Annotated in this window: 27 protein-coding genes; 17 read left to right on the plus strand and 10 right to left on the minus strand. The window is 54.6% G+C overall.

The window, feature by feature from the left end:
• The first annotated feature begins 9 nt into the window (after nucleotides 1–9).
• The 6 genes from DPF_RS02835 to DPF_RS02860 all read left to right on the plus strand — a co-directional run bounded on the left by DPF_RS02835 (nucleotide 10) and on the right by DPF_RS02860 (nucleotide 4,651).
• Nucleotides 10–1,092 (plus strand): type IV pilus twitching motility protein PilT, encoded by a 1,083-nt coding sequence (locus tag DPF_RS02835; protein ID WP_069857360.1) that lies wholly within the window; start codon nucleotides 10–12, stop codon nucleotides 1,090–1,092.
• 12 nt (nucleotides 1,093–1,104) lie between these two features.
• Nucleotides 1,105–2,271 carry a type IV pilus twitching motility protein PilT gene (locus DPF_RS02840; protein ID WP_069857361.1) on the plus strand — a complete coding sequence of 389 codons (1,167 nt, stop codon included), beginning with the start codon at nucleotides 1,105–1,107 and terminating at the stop codon, nucleotides 2,269–2,271.
• 75 nt (nucleotides 2,272–2,346) lie between these two features.
• On the plus strand, nucleotides 2,347–2,940 hold the full coding sequence (locus DPF_RS02845) for a hypothetical protein (protein ID WP_069857362.1): 594 nt from the start codon (nucleotides 2,347–2,349) through the stop codon (nucleotides 2,938–2,940).
• Nucleotides 2,940–3,215 (plus strand): hypothetical protein, encoded by a 276-nt coding sequence (locus tag DPF_RS02850; protein ID WP_069857363.1) that lies wholly within the window; start codon nucleotides 2,940–2,942, stop codon nucleotides 3,213–3,215. The genes DPF_RS02845 and DPF_RS02850 overlap by 1 nt, the downstream gene beginning before the upstream one ends.
• Before the next feature lie 9 nt (nucleotides 3,216–3,224).
• Nucleotides 3,225–3,539, plus strand: a complete 315-nt coding sequence (locus DPF_RS02855; protein ID WP_069857364.1) for an FtsB family cell division protein — start codon at nucleotides 3,225–3,227, stop codon at nucleotides 3,537–3,539.
• Nucleotides 3,540–3,592: 53 nt separating this feature from the next.
• Nucleotides 3,593–4,651 carry a hypothetical protein gene (locus tag DPF_RS02860; protein WP_069857365.1) on the plus strand — a complete coding sequence of 353 codons (1,059 nt, stop codon included), beginning with the start codon at nucleotides 3,593–3,595 and terminating at the stop codon, nucleotides 4,649–4,651.
• A gap of 98 nt (nucleotides 4,652–4,749) precedes the next feature.
• On the opposite strand, the gene DPF_RS02865 is transcribed toward DPF_RS02860, so the two are convergent.
• Together DPF_RS02865 and DPF_RS02870 are read right to left on the minus strand one after the other, a co-directional pair.
• Entirely contained in the window at nucleotides 4,750–4,956 is a 207-nt protein-coding gene (locus DPF_RS02865; protein WP_069857366.1) for a hypothetical protein, read from the minus strand.
• 58 nt (nucleotides 4,957–5,014) lie between these two features.
• On the minus strand, nucleotides 5,015–5,467 hold the full coding sequence (locus tag DPF_RS02870) for a hypothetical protein (protein WP_069857367.1): 453 nt from the start codon (nucleotides 5,465–5,467) through the stop codon (nucleotides 5,015–5,017).
• A 292-nt stretch (nucleotides 5,468–5,759) separates the two neighbouring features.
• On the opposite strand from DPF_RS02870, the gene DPF_RS02875 reads away from it, so the two are divergent.
• The 9 genes from DPF_RS02875 to hcp all read left to right on the plus strand — a co-directional run bounded on the left by DPF_RS02875 (nucleotide 5,760) and on the right by hcp (nucleotide 15,671).
• Nucleotides 5,760–6,506: a hypothetical protein gene (locus DPF_RS02875; RefSeq protein ID WP_069857368.1), complete on the plus strand. Its 747-nt coding sequence runs from the start codon at nucleotides 5,760–5,762 to the stop codon at nucleotides 6,504–6,506.
• Nucleotides 6,507–6,640: 134 nt separating this feature from the next.
• Complete coding sequence (gene fbp, locus DPF_RS02880) at nucleotides 6,641–7,663, plus strand: class 1 fructose-bisphosphatase (protein WP_069857547.1); 1,023 nt, start codon at nucleotides 6,641–6,643, stop codon at nucleotides 7,661–7,663.
• A 2-nt stretch (nucleotides 7,664–7,665) separates the two neighbouring features.
• Nucleotides 7,666–8,724 (plus strand): tRNA (adenosine(37)-N6)-threonylcarbamoyltransferase complex transferase subunit TsaD, encoded by a 1,059-nt coding sequence (gene tsaD, locus DPF_RS02885; protein WP_069857369.1) that lies wholly within the window; start codon nucleotides 7,666–7,668, stop codon nucleotides 8,722–8,724.
• 102 nt (nucleotides 8,725–8,826) lie between these two features.
• Nucleotides 8,827–9,147 (plus strand): thioredoxin, encoded by a 321-nt coding sequence (gene trxA / locus DPF_RS02890; protein ID WP_069857370.1) that lies wholly within the window; start codon nucleotides 8,827–8,829, stop codon nucleotides 9,145–9,147.
• A 2-nt stretch (nucleotides 9,148–9,149) separates the two neighbouring features.
• Nucleotides 9,150–10,073 carry an NAD(P)/FAD-dependent oxidoreductase gene (locus DPF_RS02895; protein ID WP_069857371.1) on the plus strand — a complete coding sequence of 308 codons (924 nt, stop codon included), beginning with the start codon at nucleotides 9,150–9,152 and terminating at the stop codon, nucleotides 10,071–10,073.
• Complete coding sequence (gene bamD / locus DPF_RS02900) at nucleotides 10,066–10,797, plus strand: outer membrane protein assembly factor BamD (protein WP_069857372.1); 732 nt, start codon at nucleotides 10,066–10,068, stop codon at nucleotides 10,795–10,797. The genes DPF_RS02895 and bamD overlap by 8 nt, the downstream gene beginning before the upstream one ends.
• A 105-nt stretch (nucleotides 10,798–10,902) precedes the next feature.
• Nucleotides 10,903–11,781: a hypothetical protein gene (locus DPF_RS02905; protein WP_069857373.1), complete on the plus strand. Its 879-nt coding sequence runs from the start codon at nucleotides 10,903–10,905 to the stop codon at nucleotides 11,779–11,781.
• Entirely contained in the window at nucleotides 11,768–13,807 is a 2,040-nt protein-coding gene (gene fusA / locus DPF_RS02910; protein ID WP_069857374.1) for an elongation factor G, read from the plus strand. Before DPF_RS02905 ends, fusA begins: the two co-directional genes overlap by 14 nt.
• 211 nt (nucleotides 13,808–14,018) lie before the next feature.
• Complete coding sequence (gene hcp, locus DPF_RS02915; RefSeq protein ID WP_069857375.1) at nucleotides 14,019–15,671, plus strand: hydroxylamine reductase; 1,653 nt, start codon at nucleotides 14,019–14,021, stop codon at nucleotides 15,669–15,671.
• Nucleotides 15,672–15,758: 87 nt separating this feature from the next.
• On the opposite strand, the gene DPF_RS02920 is transcribed toward hcp, so the two are convergent.
• The 4 genes from DPF_RS02920 to rplM form a co-directional block, all read right to left on the minus strand.
• Entirely contained in the window at nucleotides 15,759–16,526 is a 768-nt protein-coding gene (locus DPF_RS02920) for an acyl-[acyl-carrier-protein] thioesterase (RefSeq protein WP_069857376.1), read from the minus strand.
• A 6-nt stretch (nucleotides 16,527–16,532) separates the two neighbouring features.
• On the minus strand, nucleotides 16,533–17,801 hold the full coding sequence (locus tag DPF_RS02925) for a radical SAM family protein (RefSeq protein WP_069857377.1): 1,269 nt from the start codon (nucleotides 17,799–17,801) through the stop codon (nucleotides 16,533–16,535).
• Between the two features lie 285 nt (nucleotides 17,802–18,086).
• A complete protein-coding gene (gene rpsI, locus DPF_RS02930; protein ID WP_069857378.1) occupies nucleotides 18,087–18,479 on the minus strand; it encodes a 30S ribosomal protein S9 in 393 nt (130 codons plus the stop codon).
• Nucleotides 18,480–18,503: 24 nt separating this feature from the next.
• Nucleotides 18,504–18,932: a 50S ribosomal protein L13 gene (gene rplM, locus DPF_RS02935; protein WP_069857379.1), complete on the minus strand. Its 429-nt coding sequence runs from the start codon at nucleotides 18,930–18,932 to the stop codon at nucleotides 18,504–18,506.
• A gap of 392 nt (nucleotides 18,933–19,324) precedes the next feature.
• On the opposite strand from rplM, the gene DPF_RS02940 reads away from it, so the two are divergent.
• Together DPF_RS02940 and DPF_RS02945 are read left to right on the plus strand one after the other, a co-directional pair.
• Nucleotides 19,325–20,572, plus strand: a complete 1,248-nt coding sequence (locus DPF_RS02940; protein ID WP_069857548.1) for an HD domain-containing protein — start codon at nucleotides 19,325–19,327, stop codon at nucleotides 20,570–20,572.
• A 77-nt stretch (nucleotides 20,573–20,649) separates the two neighbouring features.
• Entirely contained in the window at nucleotides 20,650–21,141 is a 492-nt protein-coding gene (locus DPF_RS02945; RefSeq protein WP_069857380.1) for a CBS domain-containing protein, read from the plus strand.
• 268 nt (nucleotides 21,142–21,409) lie between these two features.
• Here DPF_RS02945 and lon read toward each other — a convergent pair whose 3' ends face one another.
• From lon to DPF_RS02965, 4 genes are all read right to left on the minus strand, one after another.
• Entirely contained in the window at nucleotides 21,410–23,833 is a 2,424-nt protein-coding gene (lon, locus tag DPF_RS02950) for an endopeptidase La (protein WP_069857381.1), read from the minus strand.
• A gap of 289 nt (nucleotides 23,834–24,122) precedes the next feature.
• Nucleotides 24,123–24,398, minus strand: coding sequence for an acylphosphatase (locus DPF_RS02955; RefSeq protein WP_069857549.1), 276 nt, complete (start codon nucleotides 24,396–24,398; stop codon nucleotides 24,123–24,125).
• A gap of 86 nt (nucleotides 24,399–24,484) precedes the next feature.
• Nucleotides 24,485–25,189 (minus strand): RadC family protein, encoded by a 705-nt coding sequence (gene radC / locus DPF_RS02960; RefSeq protein ID WP_069857382.1) that lies wholly within the window; start codon nucleotides 25,187–25,189, stop codon nucleotides 24,485–24,487.
• Nucleotides 25,190–25,233: 44 nt separating this feature from the next.
• Complete coding sequence (locus DPF_RS02965; RefSeq protein WP_141721045.1) at nucleotides 25,234–26,229, minus strand: DNA polymerase III subunit delta; 996 nt, start codon at nucleotides 26,227–26,229, stop codon at nucleotides 25,234–25,236.
• Between the last annotated feature and the right edge of the window lie 18 nt (nucleotides 26,230–26,247).

The raw sequence follows: 26,247 nt of genomic DNA on the forward strand, positions 1-26,247 counted from the left end.
GAGCATTGCATGGCCCAGATAGATGCCTTTTTCGAGATGATGCACAATCTCGGTGCTTCGGATCTCCATCTTTCCTCGGGATCGCAACCGATCATCCGATTGCGTGGTGACATGCAGCGGATCAAATACAAGGTTATGGAGCATGAGGAACTCAAGGCCATGCTCTATGAAATTTGTCCCGAGGCCAAGATCAAGCAGTTCGAGGAAACAGGGGACATCGATTTTTCCTATGAAGTGCCTCACATCGCACGATACAGGGCCAATTTCTTTTTGCAGCGCCGGGGCGTGGGCGCTGTGTTCAGGGAGATCCCCCAGAAAATTTTGACCATTGAAGACCTCAACCTGCCGGAGATCCTGCGCAGCCTGGCCATGCTTCCCAAGGGGCTCGTTCTGGTCACGGGACCGACGGGAAGCGGAAAGTCAACCACTCTGGCAGCGATCATCGATTACGTGAACAAAAGCCGCAGGGATCACATCCTGACCATTGAAGATCCCATCGAGTTCGTGCATGAACCCATCAACTGCCTTATCAATCAGCGGGAAGTAGGCCGGGACACCAAGAGTTTTCAGGCTGCCTTGCGCGGTGCCCTGCGCGAAGATCCCGATGTCATCCTCGTGGGCGAAATGCGCGATCTGGAAACCATCCAGCTCGCCCTTGAAGCGGCCGAAACTGGCCATCTTGTCTTTGGAACCCTGCACACCATTTCGGCTTCCAAGACCATTGACCGTATCATCGAGGTCTTTCCCGGCGAACTGCAGGGCCAGATCCGTTCCGGTCTGGCCGATTCCCTGAGGGCTGTTGTCGCCCAGACCCTGTTCAAGCGGATTGATATGCCCGGACGGGTGGCGGCCCTGGAAATCCTGATCGCCACACCAGCCGTGCGCAATCTCATTCGCGAGAACAAGAATTTTCAGATCAATTCCGTCATTGAAACCGGGAGAAAATTCGGGATGCAGGCTTTGGACGACGCCATCATGAAATTGGTCGAGGCCCAGATCATTGATCCCCTGGATGCCTATAACCAGGCCGTCAACAAGTCGAAATTCAGGGATCTTTTGGCTGAACCACCCCTGGATGTCACGGAAATGTAGAGGGAATACCCCATGCAACGCTCCCAGCTCGATCACCTGGTGGGTCAGATCATGGCCCACGCACCAGATACCTCGGACATCATTTTCACGGTGGGCAAGGCCATTCAGACCGAGGTGCACGGTGAGCTGATCGATGCCGTTACCACTCCGGATCTGGGGCCCCTCAAGCCCTTTCAGGTTGAATCCGTGGCCATGTGCCTGATGGGTTCGAACATGCGCCTGTTTCGGGAACAGGTGAAAACAGGGGCCTGCGATCTGTCCTACGAGCTGCCCGGGCGATTTCGGTTTCGCGTCAATGTGCTTGGCCAGCGCGGTTCTCTGGCCGTTGTCATGCGCAAGCTGTCCATGAGGGTGCCGACCGTGGAAGAGTTGGGCCTGCCCGCGATTTTTGAGCACATGGCCCGGGAACAATACGGGTTGATTCTGGTCACTGGTGGCACCGGTACCGGCAAGTCAACGTCCCTGGCAGCGCTTATCAATACGATCAACGAAAATTTTCCCAAACATATCATTACCCTTGAAGATCCTGTGGAATATGTGCACCCCCACAAAAAGGGCACGGTCAATCAGCGGGAACTGGGTGTTGATTTCGACAGCTTTGCTTCGGGGCTGCGCGCTGCCCTGCGCCAGGCCCCCAAGGTCATTCTGGTTGGTGAAATTCGTGACAGGGAGACCGTGCAGATCGCCCTTGAGGCGGCCGAAACGGGTCATCTGGTCCTGGGTACATTGCATACCAGTGATGCGGGACAAACCCTCAACAGGATCATCGGCATGTTCGATCTTTCCGAAGAGCGGCTGGTTCGATCCCGATTGTGCGCGAGTCTGAAATACGTTGTTTCCCAGCGGTTACTGCCCAAAAAGGGCGGAGGACGTGTGGCCGCGTTCGAGATTTTGAGAAACACGCTGCGGATCAAGGATGTGATCACCAACGGGGAAACAGAGGACAAGACCTTTTATTCCATTCTGGAACAGGGTGGGACCTTTGGGATGGTCACCTTTGATCAATACCTCGCCAAGCTGTACGAACAGGGACTCATTGACGAGGAGGTTGCCCTGCTTTCAGGGTCTGATAAATCCCGACTGGGGCAGATGCTCGACAGAATCAAGGCGGAACGGGGAGAAACGGTCACGACCATCAAGGGGCTTGAACTTGATACCGAATACGGACAAAACTGGTAGGCAGAATCGGATTCCCACCCGTTTTACCGTGTGTCCCGTAGCCCCATCATGCAAGGGAAGAGGAGCGATCCGCTCATGGATGTACAATGTTCTTCGTGCAGCAAGGTGATCACCATCCCGAAGGAAAAGGTGCCTGACGGGCCCTTTTCCTTTGTGTGCCCGTATTGCCGGGATCGGGTTCAGGTCGACCCGTTCCTGACGGATAACGGCCAGGGGGAGCTGTCTTCTGTCGAACCCGATGCCATTCATCCCGGGACCAAGGCCGCCCTGATTTTTGTGGCGGATGAAGACTGGCGGCGTGGGGCCAGGAATTTTTTTGCCGGCAAGGGGTATTATTGCGTGCTCCCTGAAACGTCCGCCATTGCCCGGCTCAAGCTGAAATTGCAGCACCACGATGTTATCCTTGTGCAGGAAGGCGATGACAGTGAACCCCTTTGGGAGGTCATTCATGCCTGGCGTGGGCTTGAACGCAGACAGCGCAACGTGATCATGCTGGGAGAAGGGGTGGACAGTCTCCGGTCCGACCAGGCGTTTGTCCGTGGCGTCAACGCCTGTTTGGCCCTCAGGGATGGAGATCGTAAAGAGGATTTGTTGGCATCGTGTCTCAAGGAACACGAACTGCTTCTCTTGCCGTGGAGATTGGCAAGAGAGATGGAGTCGTCGGACTGATGAGCGTTTCCAACGTGAGTGGATTGCGTGCACGGGTGTACAATTGCCTGCAGACCATCCTGGACCTGGAGTCTGATCTTGATAGGGCCGGGCTGGCAGACAATCTTCTCGAGGAATTGAACGAAATCAAGGGCCTTATCAACCATACCCATACCTGGGATTTGAAGGAGGCTGATGTGCTGCGCATCGAACGGGCTACAGCTGATTTTCTTCGTGAGCTCGAGATGCCGTTATCCCTGCGCAAAAAGATCGGATCTGTTTTTCGCGTGCAATAAAGAGGTGTCATGACTTGGATGCGTGTTCTTTTCTGTTGTTTTGCTCTGCTCGACATTGCTTTGGCGGTGCAACTGACTTGTGGGAGCAAGGGATGGATGGAGTATGTGCGTCTCAAACAGACACATGATCGTTTGGCGGCCCAAATCGAAACGGTTTCCACCAGGAATATGGCCTTAAGTGAAGAAATTCGGTTGATCAAGAAAAGCCCGGCCTATGTGGAACGCATGGCCCGGGCTGAGTTCAATTTTGTTGCACCGAATGAAATTCTCTATCTGTTCGAGCCCTTGTCAAAGACGAAGCACCCCCGAACCCCACATGATTGAGATAGGTTGGTGGTTTGATTCGATGGCACCAGCGTATGTCGGGAGGAAGAATCATGCAGGATAAAATCCGTTTTTATGAAGAAATGATGGCTCTTGAGCCCGGATCAAAGCTTTTTTTCCCTTTTGCCAAGATGCTGATGGACGGGGGCAGGTACGAACATGCCCGAAGTGTCCTCGAGCAGGGACTCAACGCCCATCCTGAATTCATGGAAGCCCGGTTGCTTTTGCTTGACGTGCTGCACCACCTGGGTCTTGGTGATGAGGCCAACCAGCAAGGCCAAAAAATTATTCGCCTTTTGGGGCGATACCAAGGATTCTGGACATCCTGGGAGAACTCTCTTGAGGTGGACAATGACCGGGATCTGCTTCTTGCTCTGCGGTTTGTACGCAGTGCATTGCAGGGCAACCCCTTGCGATGGGTGGATATTTTGGACAGAGGGTGCAGCCAGTTGCTTCAAGGGCTTGCTGCTGCCGGGGGCCCTGATCGGGAAAAGGATCCCTGTTCAGACCGCGACTTCCGGGATGCCGGAAAAAGCCTGCAGGGGGCAACGCAGGAAAACGGTTTACAGGAAGTTCCTGCTTCTCCGGGTTTGACCGATGATCCTGCTGAAGCTCGTGATACAGAGGTGGTGGAAGGCGAGATTGATGTGCCTGGTCAAAAAGGCATTTCTGAAGGGGATACGGCTCATTGGGAACCTTGTGACTTGGAAGAGGCTACTTCCCTTGTCGACTCTGAGCCTTCTGGCGATCCTGCGGCTTGTTTTGCAAAAGACGAACCCGCAAATGATCAGGATGCCGATGAGGTCGAGGCCATTTCCATTGATCCGGATGTACGCACGAAAACCATGGCCGACCTACTCATGAAGCAGGAAGAATACAGCCAGGCTCTTGAGATTTACCAAGAGTTGTGGAAATCATGCCCTCCGGGTCAGGATCGTCATGAGCTTGAACAAGCCATGAACGAGGCTCGGCAAAGGCTGGCGCAGGGGCACGAAGAGACAGGCATCCTCGACAGCGTGCCTTCTGATCCCTTGGCAGGGCAGGAAACGGACGAAGTGGTCAAGACTCTTTCAGCCTTGGCTGACCGCCTGGATGAACGCTCCAAGTCATAGCCCATAGGAAACATTGCCCTGTCCTTGTGCATGCAGATCGCCCGTCCCGGTACCGTGAGGTAGAGCCTGGTACCGAGGATGGGTTCTTGTTTGATCATTCATGAGTGATCAAACTTGCGAATTTCCGTTTCATACAGGTTCTGCATGTCTTTGAGCTTCTGCAACTTACGGTCCATTTCCTGCTTTTTTTTGATGTGCCATGCCTGATGTCGGCCAATGTTGTTTCTGGCGCTGATGAATACGTAGCCAAGTCCCCAGATGGACAGCATAGCCGCGACAATGGTCACGATGATGATCATTTCCATGATCGCTCCTCGGGTGAGTGGTAAAGGCCGGGTGGTTCGGCCGAAAAAGTTTGCGGGATCAGGCTGTGTTCACCATTCCAGCCTGTTGGGAGCGTAGAAATTCGTCCAAGGTTTCCTGTTCCAATGAGCCAAGGAGCACCAGAATTTCTTCCAGTGGTTTGCCCGTTGCCGTGCTTTTTTGATATTGCTTGGCCTTGTTGAGCTGTTTGCCGGAGACAAGGCCCTGTTGTACAAGCTGAAGGGCGATATTTTGGCGGGGCTGTGCAATGGCTCTCGGTGCCTTGCTGGATGGCACCTGTTCGTTCGCCTGACGTTCAAGCCTGAGCGCTTCGGCTTTTGCCTTGATCTGCTGGGTCTCTTTGACCATGGCCTGATAGGTCTTGGTCAGTTGGTCATCCTTGTTGCGAATCTTGGCAAGACTCCGGGATTCCCATGTCTGGATGTATTTGAAGATGATTGCGTCAACAATACCAAAGGCCAGAACGATCAGACAGGAATAAAGGATAAACATGTTACGGCTACCTGTGCAGTTGAGGGTGGTGCGCTGGATCCGAGTAGATACACCATTCCCCGGTTGAACGTTTGCGGGTCGGGGAAACAAGGTGAACAGAGTTAAACGGACATGTCACGCATTGTGCCACGCTCGCCCTTGGGGCCATGGTTGGTGGAAATCCAGGGGAAATGGTTTCCCAAAGGGTTGGCGTGAACTTTAAAACGCCCTTATTCATACATTTTGTAAACTGCTTACAAAACCATTTGCAAATAATCAAATTATTTGAAAACGCACTGGAGGTTTTTGATCTATGCGCAAGGTTCTGCTTGTCACCTGTTGTCTTGCCTGTTGTTTGGGCTGTTCCATGCTCAAAACCTCTAAACGGTGGTACAGGGAATACATCAATCCCACTCCCAAAGTTGACTTGACCGTGCAAGCCCATGAGCAGAGTGCTCCCCAAGGGTTTGCTGCGTCCTTTGTACCTGTTGATACAAAACTCAACCTGCTGGAACGCGATTTTTCAACTCAGGATAAATATCCCGAGGATGCATGGTTTGATGCCTTTCTGGTCAAATATCCCTGGATCGATCAGATTGTGGCTGTCAATGTGCATGGAGAGGTTTTGACCAGCCGGACTGCTGGTGCTGGCATGGACGAAAGCATCGACTATGAGCCCCTGTGCCATGGAGATATCGAGCACCGGCTGCCCAAGGCGCATGTCGTGTCTGGCCCGTCCGGCAGGATGATCGCATTGAGCATGCCGTTTTTCAAGAATAACAAATGGAAGGGCTGCCTGGTGGCCTTGTTTGCCTGGGACAAGGTCGTGCGGTTTGCTCCGTCGGCCGATGATCTGATTATCCTGGACGGTCAGGGGAACGTCTTGTGGCCTGGACGGTATGGCGACTTCATGCCCGGGGTGACCGGCCAACCGTGGCAGGATCGCCTTGCCGATCAGGTCAGTGGTGAGATTGAGGTGCAAGGAAAGCATTTTTTCTGGCTCGGCCGTTCCTTTGCAGGGAGTTGGCTGGTCTACATGTCAGAGATCAGAGACTCGTAAGAGGTCTGTGACTGCTGAGAACAACGTTCCCGAGAGCAAGGACCTGTCTGGTTTCTTGTGGACAAGAACACCGGATGGATGCGTTGCCGAGAACAAAACGTCGAGGAAGTGGAATGGAAAAACAGGGAGGGTCTATGCGTCAGGTCACTGTCACGGAGCATCTTCTTGTGCACCAGCGGGAATCGGATATGGCAACGGGTCGGTTCACCCGTTTGCTGAATGAAATCATTCTTTCGGCCAAGCTCATCTCCAGGGATGTGACCAAGGCTGGTCTGCTGAACATTCTGGGCAAGACCGGCGAGGTGAACATTCAGGGTGAAGAGGTGCGCAAAATGGACGATTACGCCAATCGTGTGCTTATTCACCGTTTGGAACGGGCTGGCGTCCTTTGCGCCATGGCTTCGGAGGAAAATGCCGATCTTATCGAAATCCCTGAAACCTTCCCGGTTGGCGACTATTTTCTGGCCTTTGATCCCCTGGATGGATCCGCGAATATTGATGCCAACGTGAGTATTGGAACCATTTTCGGCATATACAGAAGAAAAGGCGGGACCGGACGTAGCGTGACCCTGGGCGAGGTCTTGCAGCGGGGAGCCGAGCAGGTTGCTGCCGGTTATGTCATCTATGGGTCCTCCACCATGCTCGTGTATACGGCAGGCAACGGGGTCAACGGGTTTACCCTTGATCCTAGTGTGGGGGAATTCCTGCTCTCACACCCCAATATCCGGATTCCCGAGGAGGGAAGAATCTATTCGGTCAATGAGGGCTATTGGGATTTTTGGGACGAGGCCACCCAGGAGGCTGTCCAGTATTTCAAGTCGCCCAACAATCATAACGGGAAAGTCTATTCCATGCGTTATATTGGGTCCCTGGTTTCCGACTTTCATCGGAATTTGCTGTACGGAGGGATATTTTTGTACCCCCGGGACAACAGGGATCCCAAGAAAAAGCACGGCAAGCTCCGCTACCTGGTGGAGGCCGCGCCCATGGCCATGATCGCGGAACAGGCCGGGGGCATGGCCATTGACGGCCATCGACGCATCCTTGATATCGAACCCCAGGAGATCCATGAACGGGTTCCCTTGATTGTCGGCTCCAAAAATGAGGTCCTCAAGGTGCAGGAAATCTATGCCAGGCATGCCGAGGCCGCTCGCTAGCCATGCTTTGTCTCGGAATTGAAAGTTCGTGTGACGAAACCGCCATGGCCCTGGTTCGCGACGGCGTACTCCTTGGCGAGCGCATCGCTTCCCAGGTGGATATGCATGCGGTATTTGGCGGGGTGGTGCCCGAGCTGGCTTCCAGGGAACACCTCCGGTGGCTGTATCCCCTCCTGGACGAGCTCTTGCAGGAAGCCGGGCTTGCTGTCTCGGCCATTGAATGCGTGGCCGTTTCCAGGGGGCCCGGTCTTCTCGGCAGTCTGCTCGTGGGGCTGGGATTTGCCAAGGGGTTTGCCTATGGCCGGGGAATACCCCTTGTGGGGGTGAACCATCTGCCAGCCCATCTTCTGGTCGCGGGCCTGGAGCATAAGCTGGTTTTTCCCGCCATTGGCCTGCTGGTATCGGGCGGGCATACCCACCTTTATCATATGCGGTCTCCCGTAGAGGTGGAGCTGATTGGCAGAACCCTTGACGACGCCGCTGGCGAGGCCTTTGACAAGGTGGCCAAGCTCCTCAACTTTCCCTATCCCGGGGGCAAGCATATTGACCGTCTGGGCAAGGGGACGCCGCCTGATCACAACCTTTTTCCCCGGCCCTATCTGCACAACGACAATCTGGATTTCAGTTTCAGCGGGTTGAAGACTGCTGTGTTGCAGTATGTGCACAAACATGCCGAGTTGGTCATGCCGTCCATGGATGCGGTGCTCCAGCCCGGGTTTGAGCCCTCCACGGCCATGGCCTGTTTGTGTTCGTCCTTTAACTGGACAGTTGCTGAAACCCTGCGCGTGAAGACCGAGCGTGCCTTGGACCGATATCCTGACGTCAGGGGATTGTATGTGGCTGGCGGGGCCGCTGCCAATTCCGTGGTACGAAAGGTCATGGAGGATGTTGCCGCAAGGCGGAACAAAACGCTGCTGCTTCCATCGCCTTCGTTATGCACGGACAATGGAGCAATGATCGCCTTTTACGGGGAAATACTGGCCAATGCCGGATTGTTTCACGGCCTGGACCTGGAAGCTGTTCCCCGTGGCAAGCCTATCCCTTGGGACTATGGGTGTTGACAGGAAGTTGGCGGACCACTATTCACAATAATTCATGCATAAACAAAACAGAAATGCCGTTATCCGTCATGTGCGGACGGCCTCATACCAAAGGAGAACGATATGGCAAATCAGGTAGCGGATAGTACGTTTGAAGCGGAAGTATTGCAGAACGATCTGCCGGTTTTGGTTGACTTCTGGGCTCCCTGGTGCGGGCCCTGTCGGGCTATCGGTCCTGTGGTGGAAGAACTTGCCCAAGAGTATGAAGGCAAGCTGTCTATCGTGAAGATGAATGTTGATGAAAATCCTTCCACTCCGAGCAAGTACGGTATCCGGGCCATTCCCACCCTGATCCTTTTCAAGGGCGGTGAAGTGGTCGAGCAGGTCACCGGTGCCGTTTCCAAGACAAGCCTCAAGCAGATGATCGACGAAAAGGCCTTCTAGTCATGAAACATTATGACGCTGTTGTTATCGGGGGCGGTCCGGCGGGAGTCACGGCCGCCCTTTATCTTGCCCGAGCCGGGGTCTCGCTGGCCTGGATCGAGAAGCTGGCTCCGGGCGGTCAGGTGCTCAACACCGAAGTGATCGACAATTACCCGGGATTTCCCCAGGGGATCAAGGGCTATGAATTGGCTGATCTGTTTGCCGCCCATTTGGAAGGCTACGAGATGGACCGGCTGCATGATGAGGTCTTCGAGGTCAAACCCGAACCCGGTAACCATCAGATCAAGGTGGGAGAATCCTGGATCGCGGCCCGGACCATTGTTGTCTGTTCCGGTGCCAAATGGCGCAAATTGGGGATTGAGGGCGAAGAACGGCTGGCCGGCAAGGGTATTTCCTATTGTGCACTGTGTGACGGCAATTTTTTTCGTGGTCAGGATGTCGCCTGCATCGGCGGGGGCAATACCGCCCTGGAGGAATCCCTGTACCTGGCCAAGATCGTCAACAAAATCTATTTGGTCCATCGCAGGGAATGTTTTCGGGGGGACCGCATCTATCAGGACAAGGTTCTGGCCCATCCCAAGATTGAACTGGTGATGAATTCCGTGCCCAGGTCCTTTGAAGGGGATGACGGGTTGACAGGTTTGGTGATCGAAGATGTGCACACAAAAAAGTCCAGAACGCTTCCCGTGAGCGGCGCGTTCATCTTTATCGGTCTGGAGCCTGCTACCGGATTTTTACCCTCCATGCTCAAACGCGACGAAGGCGGATTTCTGGTCACGGACATGTCCATGGCTACCAGTGTTCCTGGTATTTTCGCGGCCGGGGATATCTGCGCCAAGACCTGTCGTCAGGTCGCCACCGCAGTGGGTGACGGTGCCACGGCCGCCCACAGCGCAAGCCTTTATCTGGAAAAACTCAATGGTTAAAAGATGTTCGCAGTTGCTTGGTCTGAGCCTGCTTCTTATGCTGTGCTCCGGCTGTGGGGTGATTGATTATTTTTTCCTGTCACCGCCCGAGGACACGGCCCAGGAATTGGCTGAACTTGGAAATGAGGCCATGCAGGCAAAGGAGTATGGCAGGGCAATCGAGGTTTTTCAGAAACTTCGTGACCGATATCCGTTCAGTCCGTTCACAACCGCGGGCGAGTTGAGCCTTGCGGATGCCTATTTTCTGGATGAGCAGTATCGGGCCGCTTCGGAAACATACAAGGAATTCGAGTCGCTGCATCCGCGTCACGAGGCCATCCCCTACGTTCTTCTGCAGATCGGCATTTCGAGCTATAACCAGTTCGAATCCATTGATCTGCCCCAGGACAATATTGTCGAAGCCCTGGAATATTTTCGGCGGGTCAAGGCGGAATACCCGGGGACCGAATATGCCGACAAGGCAGATACGTACATCCTCAAGTGCAAGCGGTACATTGCCGAGCACGAAATCTTTGTGGCTGATTTCTATTGGCGAAGCGAGCGGTACGAATCTGCCTGGATGCGTTACGACTATGTGGTCAAGCATTTTCCGGAACTTCCGGATATCGTCGAGTACGCCCGTTCCAGGGGCAAACAGGCCTATATCAAGTATCAGGAGACACGATCCACCCTTGTCAAAGAACGGGAGCAGGGAAGCTGGAAGCAATGGTTTGATTGGCTGTAACCGCTTCCCAAGACATGATATCCATTGACGAACTATCCTGAATAGCAATACAAAATAGCGGCGAAAGCCGCTATTTTTGTTTCTGACACCTGGCAGGGAGCCACTATGGATCTATCGCACTCTTTGGAAAAACTGCAGATCGAGGACACGCTGTTTGCCGAAGCCTATGCAACCTTGGGGGCAGCCAAACGCAGTGTTCTCAAAAAATGGATCGCCCAACTTTATCTTTTTTGGGGGAGAAACAGGCAGTGCAGACGGGCTGAAACCATTTGCTGGGATCAGGGATTTGTCACTACCCGGAGCGAACGTCCTCTTGACTGGGGTCTTGTCATCCTCGGCGAGACCTTTGCTGCTCCCGGTCAGCTGCTGGCGTTGCTTCTGCCCATGCTGCTTGCCGGGACCAGGCATGTTGTTGTTGTTCGTGAAACCAGCGGGGCCATCTCCTTTCCGGCCCCGTTACTCGTGGCCATGGAACTGGCTGGCCAGGAAACCGTGCTGGCTGCCACGACAAAAGATCTGGCCTGGGTGATCGAGCATGTCCCACAGGCCTATGGACCCCGGGGCAAGATCTGCTGTCTGGGCGCACCCGATCTTGACCCTCTGCCCGGCAGAGACCTGTGGTCAGGTGGGCGCCCTCAAGCGGGGATATGGTTTGATCCTGATGTGGCCTGGGATCTGGAAACCATTGCCTGGACGCTGCAAGGGGCTCGGCTGCATGTGGGGGGGGCGGTTCCCGGTAATCTGGACGACCATTACGTGCAGCATGATGATCCTTTTGACGTGTTCATTGAACGAGATTTCGGGGCGTTGTACCTTCCGCACCCGGAACGTCTTGCTTCTCCCCTGTCCACTCCGGCATTCGGTCCGGGCCAGGAAGGCGGATGGTTCTGGCCCGGGATCTCGTTGCAGACGTTCACCCTGTCCACGGTGACCTGGCATGGCGATTCTGCTGCAATTCAGGAGGAAATCAATGGCCTCTCATGACGCATATCTTGAAAAACTTCGCAATATCGGAATCATTGCCCACATTGATGCTGGCAAGACCACTCTGACCGAGCGCATATTGTTTTATACCGGGCGCATTCATCGCATGGGCGAGGTGCATGACGGCAGCGCGACCATGGATTTCATGCCGGAAGAGCAGGAGCGCGGGATTACCATTGCGTCGGCGTGTACGTCATGCCGGTGGGACAATCACCAGATCAACATCATTGATACCCCGGGGCATGTGGATTTTACCATTGAAGTGGACAGATGCCTGCGGGTCCTTGACGGAGCGGTCGGGGTGTTCTGTGGTGTGGGAGGGGTTGAGCCTCAGAGCGAGACCGTGTGGCGACAATCCGCCAAGTACAACATTCCCAAACTCGCCTTTGTGAACAAGATGGATCGTGCAGGCGCGGATTTCGCCGCCGTGCTCGAGTCCATGCGAACCAAGCTGGATGTCGTGCCTCTGCCTGTGCAGATTCCTGTTGGCGAGGGAGGGGATTTCAGGGCGGTCATTGATGTTCTTTCCATGCGCATGATTGTTTTTGATCAGGACACGCAGGGGGCGGAATACACGTTGCTTCCCCTGGACCAGGCCGGTGAAGAGGTGGCCCTGCCCTGGCGGGAAAGGGCCCTTGAAATCCTTGCCGAGCAGGATGACGCCATCATGGAGGCGTATCTCGGGGGCGACGACATCCCTGTGGAAGTGCTTCACCAGGCCGTTCGCAAGGGCACCCTGGCCATGGATTTTGTTCCCGTGTTCGCGGGATCGGCTCTCAAGAACATCGGGGTTCAGCCCTTTTTGGACGGGGTGAACCGGTATCTGCCCTCTCCTCTTGATGTGCATCCCGCCCAGGGAATTGACCCCACAACCAAACATGCCAAGGCGTTTCGTCCGTCATCCAAGGAGCCGCTGTCGGCCCTGGCTTTCAAGGTGAGCATGGCCTCGGGCCGCAAGATGGTTCTCCTGCGCATCTATTCCGGCACCATTGAGGCGGGGCAGACCGTGTACAATATCACCCAGGATGTGGACGAGAGAGTCGCCAGATTGTTTGTGCTTCATGCCGATCACCGGGAAAAGCTGTCCCAGGCCCGTGCCGGACAGATCGTGGCTGCAGCAGGTTTGAAGCACACCCGCACAGCCGACACCCTGTGTTCCCGGAATGATCCCCTCATCCTTGAAAAGATCAGCGCGTACAAGCCTGTCATTTCCCTGGCTCTGGAACCCAAGAACGCCAGCGAAGAGGAAAAACTCATCCAGGCTTTGGACAAGATTCTGCAGGAAGATCCCACCCTGATTGCGGACAGGGACAAGGATACCGATCAGATTATTCTCTCCGGCATGGGTGAGCTCCATCTGGATGTGGTTCAGGAACGGTTGCGGCGTGAGTTCAAGGTAGGCATGCGTGCGGGCAATCCCCAGGTGGTGTTCCAGGAGACGGTCCGGGGAACCGGTCAGGCCGAAGCGGTTTTTGAAAAGGAACTCGGGGATACATGGCATTACGGACATGTCCGTTTGGCCGTGGAATCCCGGGAGCGGGGTACGGGCAATCGTATTGTCAGCGAGGTGGATGAAGCAACCTGTTCGGCCGCCTTTCTGGATGCGGCGGTCAAGGGGGTTGAAGACGGACTCCAAAGCGGGGTGCTCAAGGGCTATCCCGTTCAGGACGTTCGCGTAAGGATTATGGAGATACCCAATACAGACAAGCGATGTACTGACGTAGGCTTCCGCATGGCTGCGGTATCTGCCCTCAAACAGGCCCTGACCAAAGCCGATCCACTGCTCCTGGAACCGATCATGGCCGTGGAAATTGGCGTTCCCGAGGAATTTGTGGGTGAGTGCATTTCCCTGCTGGGGACAAAAGGTGCCCGGATCGAGAACATGTTCGACCGGGGTGGTCAGAAAACAGTTCGGGCCCTAGCACCGCTGCGCAAGATGTTTGGCTTTTCAACGGCTCTGCGCTCTGCCACTCAGGGGCGGGCAGGTTTGTCCATGAGTTTTGATCGGTTTGATGTTCTTGACTAGCACGGCCAAAAAACACCTTGTTGACTGTTTCCAAACCGTGTCACACTCCTGAATGATGATTGTTTTTTCCTCTTTATATGCTATACGCATAACGAATGGTTGCGGGAATCCTGTCTCGACTTGACCCAGGTCAAGGAGGATGCGCGTCCATGCGGTAGTGTGTCCCCAACACACAAACACAACCGTGACCCTATAACCAGGAGGAAGGACCATGTTTTGTTTTCAGTGTCAGGAAACCGCTAAAAATCAGGGATGTACCGTTCGCGGCATGTGCGGCAAGGTGGAAGAAACCGCCAATCTTCAGGATCTTCTCATTTTCGTGACCAAGGGCATTGCCGTTTATGGAGAAAAGGCGCGTGCATTGGGCATGGATGTTGGCGCTGAAGCCCATTTCATCGGTCAGGCCTTGTTCATGACCATCACCAATGCCAATTGGGATGATGACCGGTTCATCGCCATGGTCAGGCAGGGGTTGCAGCTGCGAGACAAACTTCGGGACCGTATCCTGGCTGCCCATCCCGATGCCCTGGAAGGGGAACTGCCCGATGCCGCCACCTGGACTTCGGACAGCCCCGAGGAATTTTTTGAAAAGGCCAAGAGCGTAGGCGTGCTGTCCACGGCCAATGAGGATGTGCGTTCCCTGCGTGAGCTTCTGGTTATCGGGCTCAAGGGTATTGCCGCCTACGGGGATCATGCCGCCGTGCTCGGATTCACCAGCAAGGAAATTTTTGATTTTTACATGGAGGCCCTGGCCTCTACCACCAAGGAGCTGTCCGTGGACGAGATGGTTGCCATGGTCATGAAGGCCGGTGATATTTCCGTCAAGACCATGGCCCTTCTGGACGAAGCCAATACGACCACCTATGGCAATCCCGAGATTTCCGAGGTGAACCTTGGCGTGCGGAACAATCCCGGCATCCTTATTAGCGGCCATGACCTCAAGGATATGGAAGAACTCCTGAAACAGACCGAGGGCACGGGCGTGGATGTGTATACCCATGGGGAGATGCTCCCGGCCAACTATTATCCCGCTTTCAAGAAGTACGACCATTTTGTGGGCAACTACGGCGGTTCGTGGTGGCATCAGAATGAGGAGTTCGAATCCTTCAATGGCCCCATCCTCATGACCACCAACTGTCTTGTGCCTTTCAAGAAAAAGAATACCTATAATGACCGGATCTACACCACCGGTATGACCGGATACCCCGGCATTCCCCATATCCCCGATCGGGGTGAAGGCGGGGTCAAGGATTTTTCGTCAATCATCGAGCAGGCCAAGACGTGTGATCCGCCCACCGAGATCGAGACCGGCAAGATCGTGGGCGGGTTTGCCCATCATCAGGTTCTGGCCCTGGCCGACAAGGTGGTGGAAGCGGTCAAGTCCGGCGCCATCAAGCGATTTGTGGTCATGGCCGGTTGTGACGGTCGTCAAAAGACCCGAGGCTATTACACGGAAGTGGCCGAAGCCCTGCCCAAGGATACGATCATCCTCACGGCCGGCTGTGCCAAGTATCGGTACAACAAGCTGAATCTGGGCGATATCGGCGGCATTCCCCGCGTCCTGGATGCCGGACAGTGCAATGATTCCTATTCCCTGGCTGTTATTGCGTTGAAGCTCAAGGAGGTTTTCGGGCTGGACGATATCAACGAGTTGCCCATTTCCTATGACATTGCCTGGTACGAGCAGAAGGCCGTGGCCGTGTTCCTGGCCCTGCTGGCCTTGGGCGTCAAGGGGATTCGCCTTGGACCCACCCTGCCCGGATTTCTTTCTCCCAATGTGGCCAAGGTGCTTGTGGAACATTTTGACATCAAACCCATCGGGGATGTCGAGAGCGATGTTGCTGCCATGATGGCCGGAAAATAGGCGCGCATCAGCACGTATGAACAGCAAACAGCCCGCTGTCCTCATGAGGACAGCGGGCTGTTTGCGTATTGAGTGATCAGCTACATGTCATGGTGCTGGCTGACGCCATTTGGAAAGAGCGCGGGCTGTTTCCATGCAATCAGCCTTTCGGGACAGACTGTGCAACCAGCTCTGGGGATTATTTTCTGCGGGGGCACAGTCTGCCGTGATAACGTCGTCCTGGCGGATCTCGCCGCGAAAGACGATGTCCAGCATGGTGAGCTCATGAGTGCGGCGAAATTCCCAGGGCATGGCTTCCAGGGCCCAGGTCACAAAGTGGACGTTGTTGACATGGCCGTTCATGTCCAGGTGAAAAAAATCCGGGGTATGGGAAACCCGGTAGGCGGGATCTTTCAGCTTGGGTACCGTGCGGGAGGGGAACTCAAGGGCTGTGGCTCCCTGGTGGGGAAGCATCTGGGCAAGCAATGGAGGAAGATCCGTCATAGTCCGGGTTTCCAGGTCCATGACCGGCCACGCACTGGTACCTCGTGCCAGAATACCCCCCTTGGCATCTTCCAGGATAAAGTCCCTGAAGGCTGTCTTGTGCCTGGGAGATCGGGGCCAGGTGGTCACACGAATCATCTCTTCGGCCTCTGGATATCGTTGCACCTGGATGCTCAGGCGGGACATGACCCAGCCCACTCCGAATTCCCGGAGTTTGTCCGGATGAAATCCCAGTTGCCGGGAGTGCTGGGCTGCTGCTTCTTGAAAATAGTTGATCAGGGTGATGATGGTTGCTTTTCCCCCGGGGTCGGTCTCGTAAATGCGTACCGGATAGAACGGGGTTGAAAACGTGGGGTGGTCTGTTGAATCCATGATGCATTACTTCCCAAGATAGGGGTTGAAATATCCGAAGTTCACCCAAGGACAATTTTTCCTGATCCGTTTCATGAAGTTTTTAAGCCCCATGACCGGGCTGTCAGTCCCTTGGGGCAGACGGGAAAGATAAATTTCCGGGTCCAGACTCAGGTTGCGCATCTGGATGAAATCGGCTTTGGTGTCGTGGAGAAAACCGGTCAACGCCTCCAGTTCGGCCTCGGTGTCGTTGATTCCCGGGAAAAAGAGATAGTTTAAGGAAACGTGAAGACCGTGGGCCTTGGCCTGGCAAATGGTTGCCTTGACGTCGGCCAGAGAGAAGGTCGCGGGACGGTAATAGGCGTTATACAGGTCCTCCCTGGCGCTGTTCATGCTCGCACGAATGGACGAAAGTCCTGCCCTGGCTAGGGGGGCCATGGTTTCCGGACGGCTGGCGTTGGTATTGATGTTCACTGTTCCTGTGCCACCTTGGGCCCTGAAGGTGGCAATGGCTTGTTCCAGAAGCGCGGCCTCGGTCAGGGGTTCGCCTTCACAGCCCTGACCAAACGAGTATACCGCACGTTTTTCCCGCGAGTTGTGGTGGAGCATGACCTGGCAGATTTCTTCAACGGTGGGGCGAAAGGTGATGCGGTTCTGGGAAGACGGGAATCCCGAGTCCTCGGGTTGCAGGGAAATGCACCCCACACACCGGGCATTGCATGTTCTGGATGTGGGCAAAGGGGCTTCGAATCGTCCCAGGGCGAAATTCTTGGCTGCCGGACACCCGTAGGTCAGGGCGCATTTTGCCAGATGGGTGACCAGCCGGTTATCCGGGAATTGACGCATGAGCCGCTTGGCGCCATCTTCAATGCGTTTACAGGGGATGTTGCAAAAGACCTGGCGTTTGTCCGTATCCACCTGCTTGGCTGTCACCCAGAATTTTCCTTGGGCATACCCGATGGCTCCATAGGCAAAAAGGGGCAGATGCGGTGCATCCTGGCTGGCGGTCTGGTACGCTGTGGTGGCCGAAAGGGTGTAGGAAGGGCAGACAAATCCGGCCACAGCGGTTCCCTGTTCAATGCGTTCCATGCAGCCTGTTTCCGGATCGAATCCCAGGGCGTCGCGTCCGGGCAGCAAGTAGAGATCACTCTCGGCAGGCAGGGGGATGAGTTCGTCGGGACGAGGCAGGGTGATCTGATTGCCCCGCCGGCACACCATGAGCAATTGGGGATGATCGTAGATTTGCCCTTGGGCGTCGGCAAACAGGGCTCGGGGAGTGATATGTTTTTTGGCCATGATGAGAGAAGGTCTGTGTCTTGGAAGGTTGGGATGTGCGATTCGTGGACAACGTCTGCAGTCCTTATTCCGGCTGCCAGATGCATGGTGCAGCCCCGGGATGGCATCCTTCCCGAAGTGAGCAGTGAGGTTCCATGTCTTTGGGCGCAAGCTATCCCCAAACCAGTGTTGTCTTGAAACCTGATGGAATGTTGATGCAGCTTGCCGGACGGGTCTGTGAACGACAAAAGGCAGGGCACGCGTGCCCTGCCTTTTGTGTACATACGAAATGACAGTCGTGGCGAATTAACGCTTGGAATACTGGAAGCGTGCACGGGCGCCGCGCAGACCGTACTTCTTTCTTTCCTTTTTCCTGGGGTCTCGTGTCAGGAACCCGGCCTTTTTCAGGGCGGGACGCAACTCGGGGTCATAGTCGAGCAGGGCTCGGCTGATGCCATGACGAACAGCCTGGGCCTGGCCGGTAAGGCCGCCGCCTGCAACACGGATCTTGATATCGAACTTGTCCAGGGTTTTGGTCAGCTTGAGAGGCTGACGGATGATCAGTTGCAGGGTGGCTCTGGGGAAATAGTCATCAATGGAACGGCCGTTGATGATGATCTGGCCGCTGCCTGTGTACAGTCTGGTCCGGGAGACGGAACTTTTCCGACGTCCTGTGCCGTAAAAGAAATCTTGACTCATTGTATTCTCCGAAGTGCAGGATTTTTAGATATCAAGGGTAGCTGGTTTCTGGGCTGCGTGGGGATGATCAGGACCGGCATAGATCTTGAGCTTTTTGAACATGGCCCGCCCCAGCGCATTTTTGGGAAGCATGCCCTTGACCGCGTGTTCAATGACCCGTTCCGGCTTGGATTCAAGAAGGGTACGCAGATCGGTTTCCTTGAGACCTCCGGGATATCCCGAGTGGCGGTAGTATTTTTTTTGGGTAAGCTTGTGCCCGGTTACCTTGATCTTGTCGGCGTTGACAACCACCACGAAATCGCCGTTGTCCATGTGAGGGGCGAATTCGGGTTTGTGCTTGCCTCTCAAATACACGGCCACTTCTGTTGCCAGACGACCAAGGATCTTGTCCGTAGCGTCGACAACATACCAATTATGCTGCAATTCACTTGCTTTGGGACTATATGTCTTCATTACATGAGCTCCTGTGACAAACTGAAAAGAGACCAGCTAGGTCATTTCCCTGAATATGTCAAGCAAAACGGCCGATATCCTCGGGATGCCCTGCAGGTCGTTGCCCAGCCAGATGCTGGGAGGAGTGGATGATATCTGGTTGTCGTTCGTTCGACAACCAGCTTCGTTCAGTTAAGGACTTGGGTAACCAACTGGGGAATCGTGGGAAAGATTCATTCTAGAAGCATGCATGCTGATACTGGTTTTGTTCTGAAAATTCAAGAAAGAAAACATGGTTGTTCTTCTTGCGATTTTTTTATAGCTTTCGTATACTTATAATAACTACAAACAGGTGGTTCCCCGCAGGATGGCCGGAAATGTTGCCGGGGGACCGTCCAAGCGAGGCTTTAACCATGCCCGGTATACGCAAGAGTTTGTTACAACTTGTTTTTTCAGGAACATCCATGAGACGGTGGAACGACAAGATGCGTCCCATGGAGCTCATGGAGGTGGACAAGCAGGCCCACAAGATGATCATGGCCTGGATGCTGTACATGCTCAACGGGTCGGATCTTGACCGCAAGGACTTTATCGATCTCGGTGACAAGATTGTTTTGGGCGGCATGTACGATTATTTGTACCGGTTGGTGATCACGGACATCAAGCCGCCCGTGTTTTACCAGATCAAGGCCAATCCCGCCCACTACCAGCAGTTGACCCAATGGGTTCTCGAGCAGCTCAAGCCCCGATTGCAGTCCCTTGGAGATCCCTTTTGGAAAGGTATGCGCGAGTATTATGCGGATGGAGCATCCCGTGATGATCTGGCCAGCAGAATTCTTGATGCCGCCCATCTTTTGGCGAGCCAGTGGGAATTTCACCTCATCAAGGATCTCAATCCCAAGGATGAGGAAATGGACGAGATCGAGGCCAATTTTATTCAAGGTATTGAGGGGTTTCAGGATCTGATCGGGGTGCGTGAACTCATGCAGGGGAACAAAGCCTCTCTTGGAAGATTTGCCCAGCTTTGCGGTCAGCTCCGTTTCCAGCAGCGCTGGTCCCAGACACCGCGCATCCCGGAAACGGCTGTCCTTGGGCACATGTTTATTGTTGCCTGTTACGGGTATTTTTTTACCCTGATGGTCGGCGGGTGCAAGGCCAGGCGGGTGAACAATTTTTTTGCCGGTCTTTTCCATGATGTTCCGGAGCTCTTGACCAGGGACATCATTTCTCCGGTCAAGAGCTCGGTCAAACGCATCGGAGATCTGATCAAGGAGTATGAATTCAAGGAGCTGGACTCCAAGATATTTCGTACCCTGGAACAGGGTGGCTATTTCGAGCTTTCCCGCCGATTGAAATATTTTCTCGGGGTGGATGTCGGTTCCGAGTTTGCCTCGACCATCTGTCTGGAAGGCGACACGCGTGAGGTGGAGTGGGATCAGCTTCAAACAATCTATAATAACGATGACTGTGATCCCAAGGATGGATTCATGCTCAAGATCTGTGATGATCTGGCCGCGTTCATCGAAGCCTATACGGCCACACGCAATGGGATCACCAACGATCAGCTCCAGCAGGCCCTGTGGAAAATCCGCAAGAAATACCAGCAGGTCTCCCTGACCGAGACCATGCATATCGGCGGATTGCTGGCCGATTTCGATTGAGGCAAACGCAAGTTGTCATGCACACAAGACGGGACCACGCCATGGCGACCGTTGCACAACCTGTACAAGGGGGAATCATGCTACTTCGTAAACGAGCTTGGGATATCATGCGGGAAGAATATCCCGCAGTTACCGAGGACGCCAGCCTGACCAGCGTCATCAAGGCTCTCAAGGAGAGCCGCAAGGAGTATCCTGACAACAATTTTGTTGTGGTATTGTCCAAGGACCGCAAGCAATTCAAAGGGGTCCTTTCCATGTGGAACATCATCCAGGCCATTGGCCCGTGTTTGCTCAAGAGCATGAGCCTGGGGGAGCGGGATGTGAACTGGGACGAGGCCTTCAAGCATGCCTGCGTGACCTGTGCCCAGGTGGAGATCAGGAATTTCATGCAGGTGGACGTTCCCCGGATCAACCCCAACGAGCCGTTGGCCAGGATTTTGGAAATATTTCTGGACTACCGCCGTGGCCGGGCCATTGTTCAGGATGGGGACAGGATTCTCGGTGTGGTTCTGTTGGCCGATCTGTATCGGGAGATCAGCAAGGATGCGACGTCATGGGAGGATGAATAGGGAAGAATGTGTTCAGTACACGGTTCCCAAGGCAGAGCAGGGATGTTCTTTCGGATGGTGCAATGATCTGCATCTGGTGAACAGGATGGGCAAGATGATAAAGGCGCGGCAAGGGGATGATTCCCCTTGCTGCGCCTTGTTGTAGGAATATGGGCAAGCAACGGTTGCAAAGACAGAGAACTTCTTCAGCGTCCCGGATCATGTGCTAGATGGCGAAAGCGGGATGTTGCGGTCATTCTTCCACCTTGCTTCTCGTCCCTGCCGGGGTTTACTCCACATGCACTTCAGGCCAGATTTCATCGATGTTTTCAACAACCTTGACCTGAATCTTGCGCCGGAGTTCCTGGGGGATTTCCTTGAAATCGTTTTCATTCTGGGCAGGGATGATCACCTTGGTCAGTCCCGCACCAACGGCAGCCAGAACTTTTTCCTTGATCCCGCCCACCGGCATGACCCGACCGCGCAGGGTGATTTCTCCGGTCATGGCCACGTCACTGCGCACCTGTTTGCCCGTGAGGGCGGAGATGAGCGCCGTGACCAGGGTCACACCAGCTGAAGGACCATCCTTGGGGGTTGCCCCGGCCGGGACGTGAATGTGAATGTCCTTTTTCTCCACAAAATCGGCATCAAGTCCAAGTTCTTCGGCCTTGCTCCGGGCATAACTCAGGGCCGCCTGGGCGCTTTCCTTCATCACGTCACCCAGTTGACCGGTCAGCAACAGCTTGCCCTTGCCAGGAAGGATGCTCACCTCAATGTACAGGGTTTCACCCCCATACGGTGTCCAGGCAAGGCCCACAGCCACACCAGGAGGAAGTTCCTTGTCGCGGTCCTCGTCCATGAATTTGGGTAACCCAAGCAGTTTGGTCAGACCCTTGGCCGTTATCCTGAAAGGTCCTTTTTTGCCTTCGGCAATTTTGCGGGCAATCTTGCGGCACAACCCGCCCAGTTCCCGTTCCAGGTTACGCAGACCCGCTTCCCGGGTGTACTCCTGAATGACCTTGCCAATGACCGTGTCACTTATCTGGATGTCTTCCGGCTTGATCCCGTTTTCCTTGATCTGTCTGGGCAGCAAATACCGTTTGGCAATTTTGATCTTTTCCTGCTGGGTGTATCCGGTGATCCGGATGACCTCCATGCGATCGAGCAAGGCCGAGGGAATGGTGTCCAGCATGTTGGCGGTGCAGATGAACATGGTCTTGGAGAGATCATAGGGTACGTTCAGATAGTGGTCCGTGAAGCTGTTGTTCTGTTCGGGATCAAGGACCTCAAGCAGCGCCGAAGAGGGGTCTCCCCGGAAGTCCTGCCCGACCTTGTCGATTTCGTCGAGCATGAACACGGGATTACGTGTTTGGGCATCCTTCATTCCCTGGATGATCCGACCGGGCATGGCCCCGATGTAGGTACGTCTGTGCCCGCGGATTTCAGCTTCATCACGCATTCCACCCAGGGACATGCGCACGAATTTACGATTCAGGGCCCTGGCAATGGACCGTCCCAACGAGGTCTTTCCCACACCGGGAGGGCCTACGAAACAAAGGATGGGCCCTTTCATTTTGGGGTTGAGTTTGCGTACGCTCAGGTATTCCAGAATGCGTTCCTTGACCTTGTCCAGACCGTAGTGGTCCTCGTTCAAAATGGCGTTGGCCTTGCTGATATCCAGCTGGTCCTTGGACATTTTTTTCCAGGGAATATCCACGATCCAATCCAGATAGGTGCGAATGACCGTGGCCTCGGACGAATCAGGATGCATGCCTTCAAGGCGGGAAAGCTGTTTTTCCGCCTCGGCTTTGACCTTGGCCGGCAGTCCTGCCTTGTCAAGGGCCTTGCGGATGTCGTCAAACTCGCCGCCTTCTCCGTTTTCACCCATATCGCCGAGTTCCTTGCGGATGGCCTTGAGTTGTTCGCGCAGAAAATATTCCCGCTGGGCCTTGTCCATGCCTTCCCTGGCCATGCTCTGGATTTTGGCCTGCATGGAAGCCACTTCCACTTCCTTGGTCAATTGTTCATTGACCAAGATGAGGCGTTCCACGGGATCTTCGCATTCCAGGATTTTCTGGGCATCCAGGGGTTTGATCCGCAGGTTGGAGACCACAAGATCGGCCAGACGGCCGTGCTGGTTGACACTGTTCAGCACCGCCATGATTTCGCTGGTATCAATCCCGCGCAAGGAAAGAATTTTTTCCGTCTGTTCCTTGACCGTACGCAACAGGGCTTCCTGTTCCGGGCCGAGTTCAGAGACTTCGCGTTCTTCGATGAGTTCGATGCGCGCTTCGTCATACGGCTCGTGCCGGATGAAATCCTTGACGCGAGCCCTTGCAAGACCCTGGACCAGCACCTTGAGGCGGCCGTCGGGCATTTTGAGCATGCGCATGATCATGCCCACAGTGCCCACGGAGTAAAGATCATCGGCCCCGGGGTCGTCCACTTCTTCGTCCTTCTGGGTGCAGATGAGGACATACCTGTTGCGGTTCAGGGCCTCATCAATGGCCTGGACGCTTTTTTCCCGCCCCACGTACAAGGGGAGGATCATGTAGTTGAAAACGACAATGTCCCGTACGGGCAGAACTGGCAAGGACGTAGGGATATCCGCTTCTCCCTGATTTTCGTTGTCGAGCATCTCGACATCCGCAGGGGCGTTGTCACCTGTTTGTTCAGGTGTGGTCGGTGTTGTATCCTTTTTTTCATCACTCATTGAGTACTCCTCGATCAAAATGATTGTCGGATGGTGGAAGAAGTGGTGCGCCTAGCTCACTCCATTGCCTTAGGGGATAGGCATGACTGGAAGCTCCGGCTTCAAGCGATGTACAGAGTACATAAACGGATTGTTCGCTGGGTTGCGGTCACTCATACCGCGCTTCAGGTATTTTCCCGCGGGTGCAGTTCGATCATGTCATGTTGTGCGGGCCTGCCTGCCCGAACAGAGAGCAGGCAGGCCCTGCTGGCATGTGCATGCGAAGCAACGTCGTACAGTCCGGCAGGGATTACCCTCTGATCTGAAAGGACGTATGCTGCTTGTCATAATCGATGAATTTGGCGTCAAGTTTGTCAATCCGGCTGAGTTCGGACCCCTGGATGAGCCGCTTTTTCATCTCTTCGATTTTGTCTTCAGGCCCCTGAAGCAGGACTTCGACCTGGTTTTCCTTGAGATTTCTGACCCAGCCGGTAAGTCCCAGGGCTTTGGCCTGGTCGTGGGTCCAGGCCCGGAAATTCACGCCTTGTACCTTTCCTGTAACTATGCACTGCAGGCTTTTTGTCATGTGTTCCCCCTTTTGGTTATGACGATCGAGAACCAATGAATGTTTCTTCCTGGTTTCTTCCTGCATATCCCAGTACAGGGCATAGTTCAATGGTTTGCTTCCTTTTCCATGAGACCGTGTTCCATGAAGCTGTAATGACTGTTTTCCGCTACCACCAGGTGGTCGAGAATTCGTATACCCATTTCCTTGCCCAGGGATTGCAACCTGTTGGTCAGCATAATGTCCTGAGCTGACGGTGTGGGGTCTCCGCCTGGATGGTTGTGGACGAGGATGACTCCTGATGAACGATGCTCAAGGGCCAGGGTTATGATCTCTCTTGGAAAGACCGGTGCCTGGTCGATGGTCCCCTTGCTCACCTGTTCAAAGGCCTGCAGTCGGTTTTTGTTGTCCACCAAAATGGTCCAGAATTCTTCATGTTCACACCGGCCCAGGCGTGCAATGGCCATTTTGCTGACATCGTCCGGATTGGAAAAGACTGTCTTGCGGACCAGAGGTGCCTGGGAGATCCTGGCCTGGCATTCTTCCAGAACCCGGAAAAAGAGCAGTGTGGATTCACCAATGCCCGGGACGGACCTGATCTGTGATCTTCGGGCCTGGAAAACGCCTGCCAGCGTGCCAAAACGCTGGAGCAATGCCTTTGCCTGGGGCTTGGTGTCCTTGCGCGGAATGGCATAGGTGAGCAGGAGTTCCAGAATTTCGTAATCAGCCATTCCGGTGGCGTTTTGGGCAAACCGTTCCCTGAGGCGCTGACGATGGTTGTGATAATGCGGCTTATTTGATCGCTTTTCCATATAGGTACGAATTCATAACCGGGCAACCCCGGGTTGGGAAATAATCAGGAAAACGTACGCATGAGTTCCTGGACCGTGAATGCCAAGGCCTGATCCGGGGTTTGACGGCCGGATTTGACCGAAGTTTCGGCGTCGGCAATAAGATCGAAGATTCGGGACAGTTTGATCAGGCCAAGACGGGTTGCCATGTTTTTTTTCATGGACTTGATGGATGGGGGCAGGCGGACGGCCTTGTCTTCGCCCGCAGCGAGCTGCCACATGGTCCGCGTTTCCCATGTCAAAAGGCCGAGAAAGGGAAAAAGCATATCCGATCCGGTGCTGCCTTGGTCAACAAGGATTTTTTTCCAGGACTGCAGGCATTGGCGCTTGTCCTGGATGGACCTCAGGAATGTGAACATGTCCATGTCCATGGGATGTTCGAACAGAGTCAGGTCGGAGAGGGTGACGGTCTTGCGGGTGCCCAGGTGCAGGGAGAGTTTTTCCAGTTCATTGTGCAGGGCAAATGTCTCCAGGGGAAGATTATGGCAAAAGGCCTGGAGAACGCCCGGTTCAAACTGGATCTGCCGGCTGCCGGCCCATCGCCTGACCGTTTCGGGAAGGTTGCTGCGAGTCAGGCCAGGATCCTGCCAGATCCATTTTTTTCGGGTGGCTACTTTCCAATAGGGGCGGGATTGAATGGTCTTGGGAATGGCGGGCTTGTTTTTGGACCAGGCTCCTTCGAGGCAGAAAAATGGCCAGATGGACTGTTTGAATCCCTTGAGATGGGGCGTCAGGCTCTTCCAGAAGTCCACCTTGAGTCCGTGGGCCCGGCGCAGGATCAGGGCCCGTGGCGGACCCATGAGGTTGGGCACGGAAAGGGCCTGCCAAAAGGCCGGGGAAATATCCTCATCGCCCCAAAAGACCTTGTTTTCCCAATCCGTTTTGGTGTGTTCCAGACAGAGACGAATATGTTCCCTGAGTCGTTCGGGATCCGGACAGACACAGAAACTGAAACCGGGACGCTGGTTTTGGGAGGAACTGGGAGAAGAAGGGTGTATCACGACGGCTCCCGGTGTTTG

The organism is Desulfoplanes formicivorans, assembly GCF_001748225.1.
GTDB lineage: Bacteria > Desulfobacterota > Desulfovibrionia > Desulfovibrionales > Desulfomicrobiaceae > Desulfoplanes > Desulfoplanes formicivorans.

Excerpts from the sequence above, each read along its gene's own strand:
- DPF_RS02835 (WP_069857360.1), top strand. The coding sequence starts at position 10 with ATGGCCCAGATAGATGCCTTTTTCGAGATGATGCACAATCTCGGTGCT.
- DPF_RS02840 (WP_069857361.1), top strand. The coding sequence starts at position 1,105 with ATGCAACGCTCCCAGCTCGATCACCTGGTGGGTCAGATCATGGCCCAC.
- DPF_RS02845 (WP_069857362.1), top strand. The coding sequence starts at position 2,347 with ATGGATGTACAATGTTCTTCGTGCAGCAAGGTGATCACCATCCCGAAG.
- DPF_RS02850 (WP_069857363.1), top strand. The coding sequence starts at position 2,940 with ATGAGCGTTTCCAACGTGAGTGGATTGCGTGCACGGGTGTACAATTGC.
- DPF_RS02855 (WP_069857364.1), top strand. The coding sequence starts at position 3,225 with ATGACTTGGATGCGTGTTCTTTTCTGTTGTTTTGCTCTGCTCGACATT.
- DPF_RS02860 (WP_069857365.1), top strand. The coding sequence starts at position 3,593 with ATGCAGGATAAAATCCGTTTTTATGAAGAAATGATGGCTCTTGAGCCC.
- DPF_RS02865 (WP_069857366.1), bottom strand. The coding sequence starts at position 4,956 with ATGGAAATGATCATCATCGTGACCATTGTCGCGGCTATGCTGTCCATC.
- DPF_RS02870 (WP_069857367.1), bottom strand. The coding sequence starts at position 5,467 with ATGTTTATCCTTTATTCCTGTCTGATCGTTCTGGCCTTTGGTATTGTT.
- DPF_RS02875 (WP_069857368.1), top strand. The coding sequence starts at position 5,760 with ATGCGCAAGGTTCTGCTTGTCACCTGTTGTCTTGCCTGTTGTTTGGGC.
- fbp (WP_069857547.1), top strand. The coding sequence starts at position 6,641 with ATGCGTCAGGTCACTGTCACGGAGCATCTTCTTGTGCACCAGCGGGAA.
- tsaD (WP_069857369.1), top strand. The coding sequence starts at position 7,666 with ATGCTTTGTCTCGGAATTGAAAGTTCGTGTGACGAAACCGCCATGGCC.
- trxA (WP_069857370.1), top strand. The coding sequence starts at position 8,827 with ATGGCAAATCAGGTAGCGGATAGTACGTTTGAAGCGGAAGTATTGCAG.
- DPF_RS02895 (WP_069857371.1), top strand. The coding sequence starts at position 9,150 with ATGAAACATTATGACGCTGTTGTTATCGGGGGCGGTCCGGCGGGAGTC.
- bamD (WP_069857372.1), top strand. The coding sequence starts at position 10,066 with ATGGTTAAAAGATGTTCGCAGTTGCTTGGTCTGAGCCTGCTTCTTATG.
- DPF_RS02905 (WP_069857373.1), top strand. The coding sequence starts at position 10,903 with ATGGATCTATCGCACTCTTTGGAAAAACTGCAGATCGAGGACACGCTG.
- fusA (WP_069857374.1), top strand. The coding sequence starts at position 11,768 with ATGGCCTCTCATGACGCATATCTTGAAAAACTTCGCAATATCGGAATC.
- hcp (WP_069857375.1), top strand. The coding sequence starts at position 14,019 with ATGTTTTGTTTTCAGTGTCAGGAAACCGCTAAAAATCAGGGATGTACC.
- DPF_RS02920 (WP_069857376.1), bottom strand. The coding sequence starts at position 16,526 with ATGGATTCAACAGACCACCCCACGTTTTCAACCCCGTTCTATCCGGTA.
- DPF_RS02925 (WP_069857377.1), bottom strand. The coding sequence starts at position 17,801 with ATGGCCAAAAAACATATCACTCCCCGAGCCCTGTTTGCCGACGCCCAA.
- rpsI (WP_069857378.1), bottom strand. The coding sequence starts at position 18,479 with ATGAGTCAAGATTTCTTTTACGGCACAGGACGTCGGAAAAGTTCCGTC.
- rplM (WP_069857379.1), bottom strand. The coding sequence starts at position 18,932 with ATGAAGACATATAGTCCCAAAGCAAGTGAATTGCAGCATAATTGGTAT.
- DPF_RS02940 (WP_069857548.1), top strand. The coding sequence starts at position 19,325 with ATGCCCGGTATACGCAAGAGTTTGTTACAACTTGTTTTTTCAGGAACA.
- DPF_RS02945 (WP_069857380.1), top strand. The coding sequence starts at position 20,650 with ATGCTACTTCGTAAACGAGCTTGGGATATCATGCGGGAAGAATATCCC.
- lon (WP_069857381.1), bottom strand. The coding sequence starts at position 23,833 with ATGAGTGATGAAAAAAAGGATACAACACCGACCACACCTGAACAAACA.
- DPF_RS02955 (WP_069857549.1), bottom strand. The coding sequence starts at position 24,398 with ATGACAAAAAGCCTGCAGTGCATAGTTACAGGAAAGGTACAAGGCGTG.
- radC (WP_069857382.1), bottom strand. The coding sequence starts at position 25,189 with ATGGAAAAGCGATCAAATAAGCCGCATTATCACAACCATCGTCAGCGC.